The organism is Paenibacillus sp. strain BS8-2 (assembly GCF_054483835.1).
The window spans coordinates 1671577-1688963 of the sequence record NZ_CM137010.1; the positions used below are offsets into that span (position 1 = coordinate 1671577).

General features: G+C 47.0%; 13 protein-coding genes. 8 read left to right on the plus strand and 5 right to left on the minus strand.

The genetic code is table 11. The features are described from left to right. The first annotated feature begins 3 nt into the window (after window positions 1–3). Together ACX1C1_RS07395 and ACX1C1_RS07400 are read left to right on the plus strand one after the other, a co-directional pair. Window positions 4–1491: a sulfatase gene (locus ACX1C1_RS07395; protein ID WP_458956466.1), complete on the plus strand. Its 1488-nt coding sequence runs from the start codon at window positions 4–6 to the stop codon at window positions 1489–1491. After that, window positions 1488–2360, plus strand: coding sequence for an aldose epimerase family protein (locus ACX1C1_RS07400; RefSeq protein WP_458956467.1), 873 nt, complete (start codon window positions 1488–1490; stop codon window positions 2358–2360). The genes ACX1C1_RS07395 and ACX1C1_RS07400 overlap by 4 nt, the downstream gene beginning before the upstream one ends. A 38-nt stretch (window positions 2361–2398) precedes the next feature. Here the strand turns inward: ACX1C1_RS07400 and ACX1C1_RS07405 are convergent, their stop codons facing one another. Then, window positions 2399–3172, minus strand: coding sequence for a LytR/AlgR family response regulator transcription factor (locus tag ACX1C1_RS07405; protein WP_458957619.1), 774 nt, complete (start codon window positions 3170–3172; stop codon window positions 2399–2401). Further along, on the minus strand, window positions 3150–6116 hold the full coding sequence (locus ACX1C1_RS07410; RefSeq protein WP_458956468.1) for an ATP-binding protein: 2967 nt from the start codon (window positions 6114–6116) through the stop codon (window positions 3150–3152). Before ACX1C1_RS07410 ends, ACX1C1_RS07405 begins: the two co-directional genes overlap by 23 nt. A gap of 248 nt (window positions 6117–6364) precedes the next feature. Here ACX1C1_RS07410 and ACX1C1_RS07415 point away from each other — a divergent pair, with 248 nt between their 5' ends. Continuing rightward, the gene (locus tag ACX1C1_RS07415; protein ID WP_458956469.1) at window positions 6365–9706 is read left to right on the plus strand and encodes an S-layer homology domain-containing protein; all 3342 of its coding nucleotides are present in this window, start codon (window positions 6365–6367) and stop codon (window positions 9704–9706) included. A 250-nt stretch (window positions 9707–9956) separates the two neighbouring features. On the opposite strand, the gene ACX1C1_RS07420 is transcribed toward ACX1C1_RS07415, so the two are convergent. The 3 genes from ACX1C1_RS07420 to ACX1C1_RS07430 all read right to left on the minus strand — a co-directional run bounded on the left by ACX1C1_RS07420 (window position 9957) and on the right by ACX1C1_RS07430 (window position 12663). After that, window positions 9957–10565 (minus strand): zf-HC2 domain-containing protein, encoded by a 609-nt coding sequence (locus ACX1C1_RS07420; RefSeq protein ID WP_458956470.1) that lies wholly within the window; start codon window positions 10563–10565, stop codon window positions 9957–9959. Then, window positions 10562–11047: an RNA polymerase sigma factor gene (locus ACX1C1_RS07425; protein ID WP_458956471.1), complete on the minus strand. Its 486-nt coding sequence runs from the start codon at window positions 11045–11047 to the stop codon at window positions 10562–10564. Before ACX1C1_RS07425 ends, ACX1C1_RS07420 begins: the two co-directional genes overlap by 4 nt. 263 nt (window positions 11048–11310) lie before the next feature. Continuing rightward, on the minus strand, window positions 11311–12663 hold the full coding sequence (locus ACX1C1_RS07430) for an MATE family efflux transporter (RefSeq protein ID WP_458956472.1): 1353 nt from the start codon (window positions 12661–12663) through the stop codon (window positions 11311–11313). Window positions 12664–12795: 132 nt separating this feature from the next. Here ACX1C1_RS07430 and ACX1C1_RS07435 point away from each other — a divergent pair, with 132 nt between their 5' ends. The 5 genes from ACX1C1_RS07435 (at window position 12796) to ACX1C1_RS07455 (ending at window position 17305) form a co-directional block, all read left to right on the plus strand. Beyond that, the gene (locus ACX1C1_RS07435; RefSeq protein ID WP_458956473.1) at window positions 12796–13479 is read left to right on the plus strand and encodes a TetR/AcrR family transcriptional regulator; all 684 of its coding nucleotides are present in this window, start codon (window positions 12796–12798) and stop codon (window positions 13477–13479) included. Window positions 13480–13671: 192 nt separating this feature from the next. Beyond that, window positions 13672–14688 (plus strand): ATP-binding cassette domain-containing protein, encoded by a 1017-nt coding sequence (locus tag ACX1C1_RS07440; protein ID WP_458956474.1) that lies wholly within the window; start codon window positions 13672–13674, stop codon window positions 14686–14688. Beyond that, window positions 14685–15443: an ABC transporter permease gene (locus ACX1C1_RS07445; RefSeq protein WP_458956475.1), complete on the plus strand. Its 759-nt coding sequence runs from the start codon at window positions 14685–14687 to the stop codon at window positions 15441–15443. Before ACX1C1_RS07440 ends, ACX1C1_RS07445 begins: the two co-directional genes overlap by 4 nt. A 99-nt stretch (window positions 15444–15542) precedes the next feature. After that, window positions 15543–16223, plus strand: a complete 681-nt coding sequence (locus ACX1C1_RS07450) for a response regulator transcription factor (protein WP_458957620.1) — start codon at window positions 15543–15545, stop codon at window positions 16221–16223. Between the two features lie 5 nt (window positions 16224–16228). Beyond that, window positions 16229–17305, plus strand: coding sequence for a sensor histidine kinase (locus tag ACX1C1_RS07455; protein ID WP_458957621.1), 1077 nt, complete (start codon window positions 16229–16231; stop codon window positions 17303–17305). Window positions 17306–17387: the final 82 nt, after the last annotated feature.

Here is a 17387-nt window from a genome sequence, read left to right on the forward strand (position 1 = left end):
GAGATGAAGAATGTAATTGTATTGTTAGTGGATACGTTGAGATACGACTTTATGGGATTCAATGGAAACGAGTGGGTGCAGACGCCCAACATGAATCGACTGGCTGAGAAGTCGGTAGTATTCGATCAAGCCTACCTAGGTTCATACCCTTGTATGCCTGCTAGGCGGGATATGCTGACGGGCAAGCTGGAGTTCCCGTTCCGTGGCTGGGGTCCCATGGAGGCGAATGATCGCGATTTGGCTAAAGTCATTACGGAGGAGAACGGAATCCCCTCCATGCTTATTACGGACCACTTCCACTTGTGGGAAAAGGGCTCGGGCAATTATCACTTTAACTTTAGCGCATATGAATTTATCCGTGGACAAGAATACGACAAGTGGAAAATAGATACCGATTCCGTGCAGATGCCGGTAGGTCCGGAGAAATCGGCAGGACACTGCGGAGACCCGGAGGCGTATTATGCTCGCAATCGCAAGAACGGGGCATTCCGCAAGACGGAACGCGATTATTTTCCGGCTATCCTCATGTCGGAAGCTGGAGCATGGCTGGAGAAAAACTATACACGGGATCGTTTTTTCTTAATGATAGATTGTTTTGATCCGCATGAGCCGTTTGATCCTCCGCAGCATTATATTGATTTGTATGACAAAGATTACAGGGGACAGGATGTCATTTGGCCGACTTATGGGCGGAATAGCTTGTCCGAGGAAGAGACGGAGCGTGTAAGGAAGCTGTATGCTGCCGAGATTACGATGACCGATCGATGGATAGGATATTTGCTCGATCAGATCGAGCTTCTGGGTTTAATGGAGAATACGATGATTGTATTGGCGACTGATCATGGCCATATGTTCGGGGAGCATGAGCTCATGGGAAAACCGTGGAGCGGGATCTCGGATTCAAATATGTATCAGGAAGTCGCGCATATCCCGCTGGTTGTCTATCATCCGCAGAATCCTGAACCGGGCAAGCGAGTGAATGATCTGGTGCAGCTGGTGGACTTATACCCCACGATTCTCGATGCGTTTGAAATTAGCTCGCCACAAGATTTGCAGGGAAGAAGCCTGTTGCCGCTGCTAACGGGCGATCATTCAGGCGTTGCTGTACAAGAAACGGTATGCTTTGGCAGGTTCGGAGAAGCCTTGAACATTACCGACGGAGAATGGACATTATTTATCTGGCCCGAGGACGCGACGAACGAGCCTTTATATTGGTACTCTTCATTACCCCCTCAATACGGCGCAGCGTTCGCAACAGGTGATTATGAGAATGGGCGATATCCTGTCGCGTGCGCGAGAGGCGAGCAATACTCGGCACTGTACAACGTAAAAAGTGATTATCGTCAGCAACACAACGTAATTGCCGACTTCCCCGATGTCGTAAGCCGGCTTAAGCGGTCTGCCGCCGCGTTCCTCAGCAACTGCGGTGCACCAGCCGAACAATTTCATAGACTGGGGCTGGACGCATATCGGGAAGGGGTACGGCTTTGAGCATTCGTGAGGTTGACGGGATAATCGAATGGACGAATGAGCATCTAACGGTGGAGATTGATCCTCGCATCGGAGGCAAAGTACGACAATTGAAATCGCTTCGGAGTGGCAGATGTTTTCTCTACGAGGACAAACGTATCCATCGCAGTGACACAGGTTACGACTCATTCGACCAATCGGGCTGGGACGAGTGTTTCCCAACAATTCGTTCGTGCATCATGCCAGTGGGGCTGCATGCCGGCGAGACGCTTCGGGATCACGGCATATTCTGGGGAATGCCGTTTCAGCCTTCGATTGTTGGGGAGAAGCTCTACCTTCGGCAACAATTTGGATGTTTGCGAGTGGAGCGTATGTTTTGGTGGGAAGGGAAGCGGTTTTGTTCAGACCTTGCCTTTGTGAATGAAGGCAACGAGCCGTTTGTTTTTCTGGCGGATGCACATATTTCGCTTCATTGGGAGGAAGGGACGAAGGTGTCTCTTCCTAAGGGTGCGGAGTGGCTATATGTGTATCGCTCCTCTCCAGGAGCCTTCCTGCACGAAGGAACATGGATGGAGCAAGGCTTCTGGGATCGTTCGGAAACCTGTTACCAGGCAAAGGTGTTCTCGCGTCCTCTAGCGGACGGACGCCTTTCGGTACAGGCAGGAGAGGAAGTATTGACGATCGGCTTTGACAGGCAGAAGCTGCCTTACATCGGAATCTGGGTGGCCAAAGCTTGGCAGGATTGTTACGGCAATGAGATCAACTGCCTATCGATTCAACCGACGAACTATCCTTCCGCTACGCTGCCTCCCGCAGAATGGGCAGGAACATTACCAATGGCTTTGCCGGGGGAGCGACATTCTTGGTCCACTTATCTTGAGGTTTTGTAATGCAGCATATTTATAATCGGATGATCACCGGCTAACGTTTATTCGTTAAATGCTAGCCGGTAGGCCCACAAATATCCTTTGGATTCAAGTAAAAGTGCCTTATCATTTTCCTTTGGCTCTATGACAATACTGTTGTTTGTATTCATAATGTAACCATCATTGATGCGATCAATGACAATGGGCACATCCAGCTCGACAAAAAGCTGGCGCATCCGGTATATGGTGTTATATAGATTGGAGAGCGCCCGTTTTTCCTCCACATGCGTCCATAAATCATCGATGATTCGCCACTTCAAACATAATTTATTTTCATGCAGCAAAAAATAGTAGAACAGCTCCTCGGTTACGCGAGTCGGCCACTTTGCAAGCTGCTCCCCCTTTTTGACATAGGCTTCCCCATAAAGCTGTACATAAAGCTCCTTCTTGCTGGCGGCCGGCTTGGGTCTGCTCCCATAATATTTCTGAAGGCGTTCATCCAGCAACTTTACGGTATTTGGGGTCATCGGCTTCAAAATATAATCCAGCGCTTGTACACGAAAAGCTTGTACGGCGTATTGTTGATGAGCGGTTGTGAATATGACGGGAACGTCGATACCGTCTTCCACTAGGCGCTGGGCCAGCTGAAGTCCTGTCATTCTCGGCATCTCGATATCGAGCACGAGCGCGTCGATGTCGTGCTTGGGTATCTCTTGCAGCGCATCAAATGGAGATTCGAACCGACCTGCAATTTCAAAGGGGCCATAGGTTTCCAGTAATCTAGCATGCAGTCCCAGAATCGGTCTCTCATCCTCAACGAGGATTACTTTCCACATCATCGAGTCCCTCCATAATCGGAATAATGAAATGAACGGTTGTTCCTCTACCTGGTATGGAGCTAATCTCCAGGCTGCCTTGGCTCAGGTCATGAACGCGCCGGCGTACATTCGTGAATCCAATCCCGCTGCCTGCGGACTCCAACTCCCCCATTAGCTGGGCACATTGCTCCGGCGATATGCCGACACCATTATCGATGACGTATATGCTCAAGCGAGAGTCATGGGAGTGGATCGAAACCTGGACATGTCCAGCTCCTTCTTTGTTGAATATCCCGTGACGAATCGCGTTTTCAACTAAAGGCTGCAAGAGCAAGCTAGGAATGAGAACGTTATCGGCGACGATAAGCGGATCGATGTCATAGGCGAAGGTTAGTCGATCGCCCAATCGGGCCTTCTCTACTTCGACATAAGCTTCAATAATTTCCAGCTCCTTCTGCAGGGTAGAGAAACGCCCGTCCCGGCTCGTTTCAAATATATAACGAAGGAACGAACTGAGCATGGTGAGCAGATGAGCAGCGCGCTCTCCATCCGTATAGCAGAAGGAGATAATGTTGCTAAGCGCATTATACAAAAAGTGTGGTTTTATTTGGGTCTGCAGAAAAGCCATTTCATACTCGATTGCTTTCAGCATGGATTGTTTCGTCTGTTCAACGGCATTTAATCGAGCCATTAACGATTCTTTCGAGAATGGTTTGATCATATAATCATTTGCGCCTGATGCAAATATCCTCTCAATATGCTTAGGATCTTCCGAAGCAATCATCATAATAATCGGCAGCTCCATTAACGGTGCTTGCTTACGGATCTGCTGAAGCAATTCGAGACTATTCGTATTGCCAGGAATAATGTCGTCCATAAGGATCATCGTGATATCCGTATGACTATGATAATAATCGATCGCTTCTTGTGCGGTATAAGCAATCCGAATATTGTATGTGTCGCTCAGCATGCCCCTCATTACTTCCGCGTGCATGGCATCGTCTTCGACAATGAGGACCGTCGCCGCCTCTAGTTCTTCTGCGGACACGGCAGCTTGATCACTAAAAGTGTATTCCACTGCAGCATCCGGCTCTTTGAGCTCGCTGAAGCCCAGTCGAAGTGTGAAGCGGGCGCCTCGCTCCATACTCTCATATGTTATACTTCCATTCATTTGTTGGACAAGCTCCACCGTCATCATAAGCCCTGAAGAATGCTGCCCATCTCTTCTTGTTGTCACAAATTCGTTTGATGTAGCCACATGAAGCATGACATTGTCGCCAGCTTGCATAGCTTCAAGGGTCAGATAGGTTTCGGCAGTATCTCGAGTAATCTCCGTCATCATACGCAGGAGCACTTGTGTCAAGGCTTGTTCGTCTGCGGCTGCATAAAGCTGGTGCGGGATCTTTTCGTGTATTTGAATTTTTTTCTTCACAAAGGTTAGCTGCATGAGCTGAAGTACATGCAGGACGACCATCCGTAGATTAGTCGATTTGAGTTGAATGTCGTAATCATTAAATCGAATACGAGTAAAATCGTTTAGATCTCTCAGGATATAAACCATGTTGCCAAGTAACTGTTCGGCCAAAAACAATTGCTCACTTTGTCTACGGCGATCATGCTCTCGGGTAATCGACTGAAGCAAATAAACGGCATCGTGCAGCGGTCTATGCAAATCTTGTGTGGCAACTTTCAATAAATCGTTTTTGGTATCATTCGCCTTCTGTAATCGAGCCGTTAGCTTCTCCGATTCTTCTGTCCGATTCATAAGTCGTACACCTAGGAAGACATTCATCGCTAACATAGAGCCGATTAATCCAAGTCGGTTTAAGCTGTTGCGGCCAGTGAAATACAAGCTATCCGACGAACTGCTTAAGGTAAAGATCGCAATAAATAAAAGCATGGCCATAAGAATGAAAGCTTCGTTTCGTTTGATGGAGATTCGATTTTTTGCGATTAAATAAATGATACGTGCAATAAGCCCCAAGAATAGTGCATCGATGTAATAAAAGAAGTCATATTGTATACCCGCCAAGGATCTTGCCGGAAGAATAGCATTAAGAAGCGAGTAGAGCAGAAGCGGGAGAAGAAGCAGGATCAATGTCTTGCGCTTCATAACGGCAGGGATTACTTTGACTATAAAGATGAAAATCAACATGGCGCAGATGTATGTACTGGCGTCCTGCAGACGAAAGTAAAGCTCGTAAGGGATGGAAGGGAACTCGCGTATGAGCAGGCGTTCGCCGCGGACAACAATCATGATGGCCATAACAAGGAAGTACAACCCGCTGTACAAGAAAGCTTCACCTGTTGTTCTTGTTCGCAATAAATAAATCGTTAGATGGTACATGCAGAAGATAAGCATACACATCGCGGCAGCCCATTCTAAGGTTAGATCCCGCTGCACGTCTTCCTTCATTTGCGTGGCATCCCCAATATCAATCGGCAGGACGATGCCGCCCCGTGCATTGTAGAAGTTGGAGGTATGAATCGTAATAAGAAGCTGCCTGTCATCCGGCGTGAAGTATACTTCATAGGCCGGATTATTGAGTATGGTTTCTTGCTTCGTATCGGCGGGTTTACCTTTCTCCGAGATCATTGCGCCATTGACATAGATGGTATGAGCGGACCAAATATTACGAACGCGGAGACCAATGTCGGACCAATGATCAGGCAAATACACCTTGAGCTGATAGGAGCCCCATTGCACATTCGATGGCCAAGGACCCGGCACGGGTACAAGATTGGTATGATTGTCAAAATCAGTTGTACTCACAAAAGAATCGGCTGTGAATTTCCAATCGCCGGCTAAAGATATAAATGGAGAATCCGTTAATTCTCGCAGGTCGAGCACGCCGTCTATGGCCTTCATATGAAAGGAACTTGTATCCTTGTCGCTGTAAATCATATAAAGAATGGCGATTAAGGCGAAAGCCACTCCAAACCAGCCTAATAGCTTTTTCATCCTCGGTCACACTCCCGTCAATACCTATCATACGTTAAAGACGGCTGAAAAAACTACCATTCGACAACTACAGTCGTAGTAGGGAGAAATATGTGGAATTTTGAGAGTTTTTTGAGAGAAGCATCTGGTATGTTAGAACTAATATGCTGATTAATTTGGTGGAGATGATAAATATACAAGGTTCTTAGCGTATATTTTTTATGGTTCTATCAGCATGTATCTTTAATCTAACAGGACGGGTGAATCAGATGAAGAAAAAAATGATTGCAATGGCAATGGCTTTTCTATTGGTCGTGACGAATGCATCAATGGCAAGTGCACTGTCACCGGTAGCAGAGGTATACTTTAATGCTGGAACAAGCGTGTATGATTCCAGCGAATTCGATATCCAACTAAATGAAGCCATTAAAGAGAAGCTTACTGCAGGGGGCGTAAATCCGAAATATGTATCGATTATGGACGCAAGCGCTGACCCGGCGGCAGTAACCGATTCGCATGTGCATTCGGGCTATAACACCTGGTATAACAGCACTACTCCGGCAGTTGTAACGGCCGATTACAATCATGTTCAAATTTCCAATAACGGCAAAACGTTGACCTTCTATGGATATACGGTGTCAGGTTATAAGGATTTCATGCTGACGAGCGGTGCTCCAGAGGGCAAGAAAATGATTACCTTCGACATGGACGAGTCCAAAGCGGATTACCACAGTATGGATGGCGGAGGCTTCCTATTCAATACGGAGATTGATAGTGAAGGGGACCTAAGCGGATACGCTATTCTATATGTCAATGGCGCTGTCGAGGTCTATAACATTGATGGTGTGAACGCAGAAGCGCTGCATAATGAGTCATATAGTGATTTAGGCTCGATGGCGGGCGTCAGCACAATTGGCACCTATACCAAAGCGGTAGAGGCGCCTACCCAGCACACGATCAAAATTAATGTAACCGATACGACACTGAATATGTGGGATAACGGTATTCATGTTATTAAAAGTCTTGCCCTTCCCGATACTTATGGCAATGAATTCGGTCCAATCGTTAGCCATATCGGACACGGCTGTGAAATCATCTCGATCTTCTCTTTTGACAACATGAAGTTGTTCTCTACTTCGGACAAAACATTGAACCAAGCTGCAGAAGAAATTGTGTGGGAAGAGAATGCTCCATTGCGTTACGTCGTGAACATCAACGATGATCCTAGCGATAGTCTGGATGGCGGCACGAATCAATCCAATTTGAAAAATGCCATCGAACACAGCCATGCGCAATATATCGGGGTAACGGATTCGGTATACGAAGAATTGAACCAAAACTTTATTAATGAAATCGCCAACGGCGGATTGTTTGTAAGCTCCGATTCGGAGAACGCTAGCGACGATATTATTGAAAGGATCGCAGAACGTGTTGCTAATCAAATTATTACTCAATATAAAGATGCGATTCTGGCTATTGAAGACGCAGAAGACAATACGGCTATCTCGTTTAATTCCGGAGATCATAAAAATGCGGTAAGTACGAATATTACGCTTGAACAAAGCGAGGATGTAACAACGGTATGGTCCTCCAATGAGCCTTCAATCATTGCACCTGATGGCACGGTTACTAGGCCAATTACGAATCAGTCGGGCGTTTATGTGGATCTGAAGGCAACAATTACAAAGGATGGACTGACCAGCGAGAAAATCTTTACAGTCTATGTCCTTGCGGCAGCCCCGGCTCCTCTGAGCACGTTGTCCGCTGTTGCAGGCAATGGACAAGTTACTTTAAACTTCCCTACCCTGACGGGCGCTTCAGATGGTGATATTGTTGTGGAGCAATCGACGGACGGCAGCACCTTTACTCCGGTCGATCCAGAGGAGACGCTGACTGCAGCATCTACAAGCGCAACCATAACCGGTCTGACCAATGGCGTAACGTACTATTACAGACTGGTTGTTGATTCGGGCTTCTTTACAGGCACTTCCAATGAAGTGGAAGTCGCGCCTTCTGAACCGATTACTACATTGTCTGCGGTGGCGGGCAATAAAAATGTTACATTGAAATTCCCTGCAATAACGGGTGCATCGAACATTGTTGTTGAACAATCGACGGATGGTGTGACCTTTACTCCGGTAACAACAAAAGAAGAGCTGAATGCCTCTTCTACAAAGGCAACTGTTGTCGATCTAACAAACGGGGAAACGTATTACTTCCGATTGGTAGTCGAATCGGGTCAACATGCAGGCGTGTCAAACGTGGTTACTGTTGAGCCGGTTACACCTTATTCGCCTGAACAACCAACGATGAATACGGAAGTTATTGTATCCGACTCATCAAGCGGCGGTGCAATCGTAAAGGACAAAATTACGAAGCTAGTCGGAACAGATTTGAAGGTGTCGGGCACAATCAAGCTGGCCAACGGCCAAGAGCTGAATGTGCCGCAACTTGTCATGAATGAGGATGGCACCTTCACGCTTCCTAAACTTGGTCCTGGCGAATACCAGATATCGATGAATGTAATTGCGCCAAATGGCGAAAAACTGGCTGGCCCAGTTGGGAAACTAGTTGTGGATGCCAATGGAAAAGCTAGCGTAACGGCTGAACTAGTCGATCCTTACGGCACCATTCTTGATACGGTAACGAATCAGCCGGTTGCAGGTGTAGATATGCAGTTGTACTGGGCCGATACGGAGCTTAATCGTTCCAAAGGCAGAGTGCCGGGAACATTAGTTGAATTGCCGGAGCTTCCGGATTTCGCACCAAACCAAAACCATAACCCGCAGATCAGCTCGGAGAGCGGTGAATATGGCTGGATGGTTTACGCTGACGGCGATTACTATTTCCTCGGCAAGAGGGATGGATATGTTGTTTTTGACAGCCGTGAGGATACGCGTGATGAACAATTCGGGAGTGACAGCTACATTAAGGACGGCGTTATTCATGTCGGTCAAACGATTGTGAAATTCAGCTTCTCCTCACAGCCGATCGTCAAAGCTGCGGGTACACATGATCCATACATGGTTGGATATCCAGATGGAAGCTTCGCTCCTGAGCGAGGCGTTGTGAGAGCTGAAATTGCTGCGATTCTGTCTCGTTTGTATACATCTACTGCAAACGATAAGAACGTATCGTATTCCGATGTGAGCGCAAGCTTCTGGGCTGCAGACGCGATCGAGACGGTTACGAATAACAAATGGATGATCGGCTCCGGAGACAATACGTTCCAGCCGAACAAAGAAATTACACGAGCGGAATTTGCACAGTTACTGATGAATGTGTATAAGTGGAATGTTGTGAATCAAAGCACGTACACGGACGTAACGGGACACTGGGCGGAGAAAGCTATTGCAACGGTTGAGAAGCAAGGTCTGAAGATTGGTTCCACCGATGAAGTCTTCAATCCGAATCAGAAGATGACGAGACTTGAGGTTGTTCAAATCTTTAACCAGCTGCTCGGACGTAACCCTTGGCATGTTGAGGTCGATGCGAAGTGGACAGACGTACCGGAGAGCCATGAGTACTATCTAGACATTATGGAAGCTTCGGTTGAGCATCCATTCGAGCAATATGAGACCGGCATCGAAAGCTGGAAAAATGTAAAATAAGCAGGAATAGAATATAATGCTGCGGAAAACAGGACGCTCATGTGGAGTGTCCTGTTTTTTTGTCCAGTTAGACACTTGGAGGCAAAGATATTATTCTGCACTCCTACGAAACTGCTGCGCGACTAGAGAAATTGTGTCAGCATGCCGATATTCATGTTCTTCCTGAAGTGGGCAATACATGCTCGGATTTGACGCAGGTATAGAGCTGGAGTAAGGGCATCACTTGTATGAAATGTTTATCTGGCAGCCCTTACAGCCTATCCGAAGTGAAAACAATTTCATCGTCTGCTAACCGGAGGATGATTTTGTAATCCTCCCGATTGAAACTCTCAATCGTACTTCCGAACATAAAGGAAGTATTATCATCCTCCAAGATCGGTGAAGGCATAAGCTCGCGAGGTTTGACAAGAACACCTATGATCCGCTTAACGCCGCTGCTATCTGTTTCATCATAGATTGGCTCTGTTTTGACAAGCAAGGCTTTGCCATTTGTAAGCTCCATATGGATCTGCCAGGTATCTCCGACAACGCTGGTGGAATAGCTGAGATCCGCTTTGGCGACAGGGGAGCCTATGGCAAATAAGTAAGTTAACAATGCGAAAATGATTAAGAGCAAAATAAATCCCAGAGCTGCTTTTTTCGTTGCCTTGTTTCTAATTTTTTTGAGAAAATCAATTTCCTTCTTGCTTATCTGTGGGTTGGCGGTGACGTTTTCTATTGAAGCGGATAGCTTGCTGTGAAGGATCCGGCATGTATCACATGCTTCAAGGTGCTGCTGGAAGTCGTGTTCGGTTTCCTTACTGAGCAAACCGTCTATGTAGCTTGGCATCATATCTTGGACAATATGACATTTGATCATACGTATAATACCTCCATCATTTTTTGTTTGGCGCGGTAGAAAGTGACTCGTGCCCAATTCTCGCTCTTCCCAAGTATTTCACCTATTTCCGCGAAGGAAAATTCCCCGGATAAACGCATATGGACGATTTCTCGCATCGGCTCGCTCAATTGGTGAATAGCCCGGTACAAGTCCATTTTATTACTCTGGAATAGGTTGGTTTCCTCTGGTGACATGTCGGATGAAGGGATATTCTCTTGCAGCTCTTGATTGGGGCGACGTTTTCTCTTGTCGAGCTCCTGATACCACACATGTTTGGCGATCTGGCACAGCCACACGCTTATCTTGCAAGAGCCATTGTAGGTATGAATAGAATAGACCGCGCGGTAAAAGGTTTCCCCGGTTAGCTCTTCGGCCAAATCTTCATCATGAGTCAAACTTAGTAAGTATCGGAAGACGCTTTGGGCATGCTGTTGATATATTTCTTCGATATTCTCGGCCACTCTCTCACTCCCTTCACGCTATATATCCGGAAAAAGTAACGTTCGTTACATATAGATTTCAATTTTTTTGTCAAAGGTTTCTGCTATTATTTCTAATAGTATACCTGTCTCGGATGAGTTGTTGAACGTACTGCGATACAGCGGCAATAGAGCATGATACATGAGATTCCACACAGCGCATATAGAAGCGCATATAAAGAAAAGGCACCCACCGAGGTGCCTTCTGTGTATGCTCCGAGCTAGTGAGCTAGTGAGCTAGTGGGCTAATGCGCAAGCTGCTCCAAGTCCGGCTGCAATTTGTTACGCAGAACATATAACATGATAGCACCGACAAGGAATGCGACGGCCTCCGCAATGACGAGCGACCAGACTACTCCGTGGAAGCCGCTTATTGTATTGGCGATATAGAGCGTCGGAATCAGAGTAATGCCTTGAATAATCGACATAATAAATGCGGCAGTTCCTTGCGCAGTGGCTTGGAAGATCCCGGTAAACAATGCGGTCATGCCTGTAATGAATAAGGAGATAAACGTTACGTGTAAAATGTAGCTGCCCATTTCGATTAATTGCGGATCATTCGTAAATAAACCAATCAAGTGGTCGGAGATGAGATAGACGATTATGCCGAACGCAACCGCTAACGCCACGATCGCTTTGATGGTGAATCCGATGGTTTGTTTCATCCGCTCTTTATTCGCCGAGAAAGAGTAGGCGATCAGCGGGACGACTCCCTCGCATAAGCCCATCAGAATAAACTCGGGAAGCTGTAGCAGCCGTGATGAGATTCCGTAAGCCGCTACAGATTGATCCCCATATTCGATCAGGAAATGGTTGAAAATAAGTGACATCGCGCCCAAGAACATGCTCATTACAAAGACGGGAACCCCGATTTTGAATACATTGCCCAGAATGACCTTGTTTGCCTTGAACCACCTTGCAGAGACGGTCAAGAATGAGCTCTTATAAGCGATATGGAAGATGAAGAATATACACGCAACCAAGTTGGAAATGATCGTAGCAGACGCCACGCCGACCACACCCCAATGGAAAACAAAAACGACTAACGCATCGAGAATTATATTGACGACAACGCTAAGAATCATACCGATCATCGATGTGACGGCCGCGCCCTCCGAGCGTACGATATTCTCCAGCGTGAAGAATAAGACGACGATTGGCGAACCGATCAGCATAACCGCGACATAATCCTTCGTGAAGGCGAAAGCGTCAGGCGTCGCCCCCAGACTGTGAACGATGGTATCGATCAGCGGGAGTCCGACAGCTACTACGATAAAACCCAGAACAATACTGCTGTAGAAGGCGAATGAAGACACATGTTTCACATCCTCATATTTCTTCTCTCCCAGCAGACGGGAGATGAAGGTGCCGCTGCCCATGCCAAGCAAGTTGCCTAGTGCCATAATGATTGCGAATAACGGCAAAGTTAATGCCAATGCGGTTAACATGGCTGTATTGTGGAGCGTACCAAGGAAATAGGCATTCAGGATGGAGTAGATGACACTCATTGAAGTGCCTAACATCATCGGTATAGCGAAGTGAGTTACAGCTTTTGCGACGGGTGCTTTCTCGAAATAATGGAGGTTTTCTGCATCCATGCGGATCCACCACTTTCTTGATGTATTTTATCTAACAGTGTTAGTTTGTGACTTACAGTGTTAGATGATATCATGAGGGATATAAATCTGTAAAGTATTATCTTACACTGTTAGATAAAAGGGCGGATACGGATGAAAAAGCAGCCTCAGATTTCGGAGGAAAAGATACTGGAAGCTTCATGGGAGCTTCTGGCGGAGGATGGCATCGAAAAGTTTAGCTTGAGGCGATTAGCCGACAGGCTAGGTATTCAGGCTCCTTCTTTATACTGGTACTTCAAGAGCAAACAAAAGCTGTACCAACGGCTGGCCAACCAGGTATCCCAAATCATCTTGGATGAGTTTCATTCAGAGGGCGACTGGAAGGAGCAACTGGCGGGCCTGGCGGTATCGATGAGGAACGTGCTCAGCCGCTTCTCTTGCTCCTCTCAGCTCATGATGATGACATTGCCACACGAACCAGACATGATTCGGCTTACCAACCGGATGCTGCTCTGCGTAGAATCGTCTCCGCTCCAGCAAGAGCAGAAGATGCAGGTGGTCACTACACTTGTGAACTTTGTCTACTACTTCGTCATGGACGATTATCAGCATGAGCGCAATGTATCGACAATCCTGAAGGAGCAGGGAGAGGGAGCGATACCTGGCGAGGAGATCATTCGGTTGCTGGATGCCATGCCTGATTCGGAGGCAGGGCTATTCCGGAGGATGTTCACGAACGGACTGTTCGAGCTTATGGGAACCGATGCGGCATTCGACTTTGGCTTGAAGGTTATTCTGCTCGGAGTTGAGCAGGTCATCAAGGAGCAGGAGCGTTAGGGGCTCGATATGCAGCGCCATCATCCCATGCTTCGTTATGTTATCAACAAAGGATGTGACTCAGTTCGTATGAGCCACATCTTTTTTTTAGTTCACATTCAGTTCATAATCGGCCTCTATGATCAAAAAGGTAATCAAGAAGCGAACATACACATGAGCTAGTCCATAGCGTGTGGTACAAGGAGGATTCATATGACAACCATTCATAAACCGAAATTAATGAATACGCAGTTTGCGATCGAAGCGGAGGGGCTGGTCAAAACGTTTGGTGCTCACAGAGCGGTTGACGGTGTAGATTTGAAGGTGCCCGCGGGTTCCATTTACGGTGTACTGGGACCCAACGGGGCTGGCAAAACGACCACGATAAGAATGCTGGCCACATTAATGCGACCTGATGCAGGTGTTGCAAAAATATTCGGGTATGACGTCGCTAAGCAATCACAAATTGTCCGTCAGTTAATAGGTGTTACAGGTCAGTATGCCTCCGTTGATGAAGCATTAAGCGCAACCGAGAACTTGATTATTTTCTCGCGATTGCTTGGTCTTAGCCGCCAAGAGGCGAGGCGCAAAGCCAATGATTTGCTCGAGGAATTCGGATTAACGGAAGCCGCGAAACGCCCGCTCAAACATTTCTCTGGCGGGATGCGCAGACGACTCGACTTGGCTGCCAGTCTTATTGCACAGCCGCCGCTTATTTTCTTGGATGAACCCACGACTGGGCTAGATCCGCGCACGCGTAATCAAATGTGGGACACCATTCGTCGTCTGGTGAAATCAGGATCAACCGTTCTGATTACGACACAGTATCTGCAAGAAGCAGATGAGCTGGCGGACCGGATCGTTGTGATCGATCGAGGAAGCGTCGTGGCGGAAGGCACTGTTAATGAGCTGAAACGATCGATTGGCACTTCATCTCTGCACTTAAGTGTGCAACAGATGCAGGATACGCAAGCAGCTCGCGTGATTATTGAACGCGTGTTGAACGTACAATCTGCAGTCTCTCCGGAGGGCGGTATGATCACTGCGCCAATGGCAGCTGCAGATCGAGTGACGGATCTGTTAGTCGCGTTACGGGAGGCGGGGATCCAATTGGCTGAGCTCAGTGTGCAGAAGCCATCTCTGGACGAAGTGTTCTTGACGCTTACAGGGGAAGGAAATAAGGAAGACAAGACCGAATCCAATCTTATGACCAAGGGGGTTATGTCATGAATCAAGCCATACGAAATTCATTAACAATGGCTTATCGCGGTTTATTGAAGATACGTCGAACACCTGAACAGCTGTTTGACGTTACGTTGCAGCCGATTATTTTTACGTTAATGTTTACCTACATCTTTGGCGGTGCGATCGCTGGCAATGTGGAAAGTTACTTACCCATTATTATTCCGGGTATTCTGGTTCAGACGGTCATTACAACTTCGGTTGTGACGGGTACGCAGCTTCGAGAGGACATGGATAAAGGCGTGTTCGACCGCTTCAAGTCATTGCCTATTGCCCGAATTGCTCCGCTCGCAGGGGCATTGCTTGCGGATACCATTCGGTATACAATCGCAACGGTGCTTACCTTCTCGATGGGTTATGTAATGGGCCTCCGTCCAGAGGGAGGATTAGGAGCTGTCGTCCTTGCCGGACTGCTTGTCATTGCTTGTTCATGGGCCATCAGCTGGATCTTCGCATTCTTTGGCGTTATTGCGCGGACGGCTTCAAGCGTTCAAGGGATTTCGATGATTGTCCTCTTCCCGCTAACGTTTCTATCGAATGCCTTCGTACCGGCTGATACGATGCCTGACTGGCTGCAATGGTTCGTGAAATTGAATCCGATCTCGCATCTCGTGACTGCCGTTAGAGATTTAACCAACTCAGGGACAGTGGGCTGGGATCTAGTCATCACACTTGGCGGAGCTGCTGTTATTGTGGCGATCTTTGCCCCCTTGACCGTGCGTGCCTACATGCGCCGCGCATAGTTGAGTCATACTATTCGAGTCATATAGAGAAGCATCTTTAGGAATCGCTGATACTGCTGGCAAGGCGATTCCATTCATGACGAAGAGGGAATGATAATGATGGTGAAAATATTGGTGGTAGACGATGATTCGCATATTCGTGAGCTGATTGGGGTCCTTCTTTCCCAAGAAGGTTATTTGATCGAGTATGCATCAGATGGTCAGGCTGCGTTGGCCATTATGGATACCGTTCGATTTGATCTGATTATTCTTGATATTATGATGCCGAATATGGACGGATGGACATTTTGCCAAGAGGTTCGAACGTATTATTCGGATACGGTACCTATACTAATGCTAACGGCCAAAGGGGAAACGACACAGAAAGTAAAAGGATTTAATCTCGGCGCCGACGATTATGTGGTCAAACCCTTTGAGGTGCCCGAGTTCATCGCAAGAGTTAAGGTTCTTCTTAAACGGCATCAAGTGACCCTTGCCAACCAAATTACGTTTGGCAATGTTGTCATTGATCGTGCTACCTATAAAGTCGAGGTTGGCACTGAAAGTATGACACTGCCACTGAAAGAGTTTGAGCTATTATATAAGCTCGCCACCCATCAGAAAAAAACATTTTCGAGGGAGCAACTAATCGAAGATATCTGGGGCTTTGATTACGAGGGGGACGACCGGACGGTTGATGTTCATATCAAACGGCTTCGGCAAAGATTCTCGCAGGAGGATTGCCCCTTTGTCATCACGACGATTCGCGGCCTAGGATATAGGCTGGAGGTACTGCGTTGAACGTCATGAAGCGCTTCAAACAATTGGCTGGATTTCTTGCTATTGTGTTTGGTCTTTTAGTCGCATGGTCCATCGCTTATTGGGCAACAACCTCTCTTTTCCAAGTCATACCCTATTCGCTTAATGAATGGTCAAGACTGCTGATCAACTCCCTTTTGGGCTTCTTTTTGTTTGGTTTGTTTATCTTCCTCATAACCAGGAATCCTTGGGTAAGAGCTAGACAAGAGCAGCAGCTAGTGCCCCTCATACAGGCAATGAAAATGATGTCAGAAGGGAACTTTAATATAGATCTTTCTCTGTATCTCAAGCAGTTTCATGAACACGGTAACCATCCTTACTATCAAATTGTTGAAAACATCAATAACATGGCCACGAAGCTAGGGGAAATGGAGGAATTGCGTCAGGAGTTTATCTCCAACGTGTCCCACGAAATCCAGTCCCCTCTTACTTCAATCAGCGGGTTTGCCCATACGCTTAAGAATGATAAATTAAGTCCGGAGGAACGAAGACATTACTTGGAAATTATCGAGAAGGAAAGTATTCGGCTCTCGCATTTGAGCGAGAATTTATTGAAGCTTACCTCACTCGAATCCGAACATCTGTCGCTTGAACAGAGAAGCTATCGGCTGGATTATCAGCTTCGCCGTATCCTGCTTGCTAATGAACCTCAATGGGAAGCCAAGGAATTGAACTTGGAGGTTCATTTAGACAAAGTTGTCATAACAGCGGATGAGGACCTTATGGACCAGGTATGGATTAATTTAATTCATAACAGTATTAAATTTACTCCGCCAAGAGGCACCCTTGCGATAACGGCAACGTCGAATGCCGAGGGAAGTGTGCTCGTAAAGATACGAGATACCGGCATAGGCATGGAAAAAAATACAATGGTGCATATTTTTGAGCGCTTTTATAAGGCGGATCAATCGAGGAATCGGAAAGCTGGCGGCAACGGTCTCGGTCTCTCCATTGTCAAAAGGATCGTTGATTTGCACAAGGGGGATATTCGGGTTCAAAGCGAGCTTGGGGCAGGAACAGAGATTACGGTTTCTTTGAACGGACGTGGCTCCTCCGAATACTAGCCACTAATGCCAATGTGTGTTCTCGCTGATCGCTGCGGTTTTATGTAATACTGCGTGCATTTGCTTCTTGTATAGTGAGATT

Bases quoted from the DNA above. Each gene is read 5' to 3' on its own strand.
- ACX1C1_RS07455 (WP_458957621.1), top strand. From the start codon at position 16,229: ATGAAGCGCTTCAAACAATTGGCTGGATTTCTTGCTATTGTGTTTGGT.
- ACX1C1_RS07415 (WP_458956469.1), top strand. From the start codon at position 6,365: ATGAAGAAAAAAATGATTGCAATGGCAATGGCTTTTCTATTGGTCGTG.
- ACX1C1_RS07405 (WP_458957619.1), bottom strand. From the start codon at position 3,172: ATGTGGAAAGTAATCCTCGTTGAGGATGAGAGACCGATTCTGGGACTG.
- ACX1C1_RS07420 (WP_458956470.1), bottom strand. From the start codon at position 10,565: ATGATCAAATGTCATATTGTCCAAGATATGATGCCAAGCTACATAGAC.
- ACX1C1_RS07435 (WP_458956473.1), top strand. From the start codon at position 12,796: ATGAAAAAGCAGCCTCAGATTTCGGAGGAAAAGATACTGGAAGCTTCA.
- ACX1C1_RS07445 (WP_458956475.1), top strand. From the start codon at position 14,685: ATGAATCAAGCCATACGAAATTCATTAACAATGGCTTATCGCGGTTTA.
- ACX1C1_RS07440 (WP_458956474.1), top strand. From the start codon at position 13,672: ATGACAACCATTCATAAACCGAAATTAATGAATACGCAGTTTGCGATC.
- ACX1C1_RS07450 (WP_458957620.1), top strand. From the start codon at position 15,543: ATGGTGAAAATATTGGTGGTAGACGATGATTCGCATATTCGTGAGCTG.
- ACX1C1_RS07395 (WP_458956466.1), top strand. From the start codon at position 4: ATGAAGAATGTAATTGTATTGTTAGTGGATACGTTGAGATACGACTTT.
- ACX1C1_RS07430 (WP_458956472.1), bottom strand. From the start codon at position 12,663: ATGGATGCAGAAAACCTCCATTATTTCGAGAAAGCACCCGTCGCAAAA.
- ACX1C1_RS07410 (WP_458956468.1), bottom strand. From the start codon at position 6,116: ATGAAAAAGCTATTAGGCTGGTTTGGAGTGGCTTTCGCCTTAATCGCC.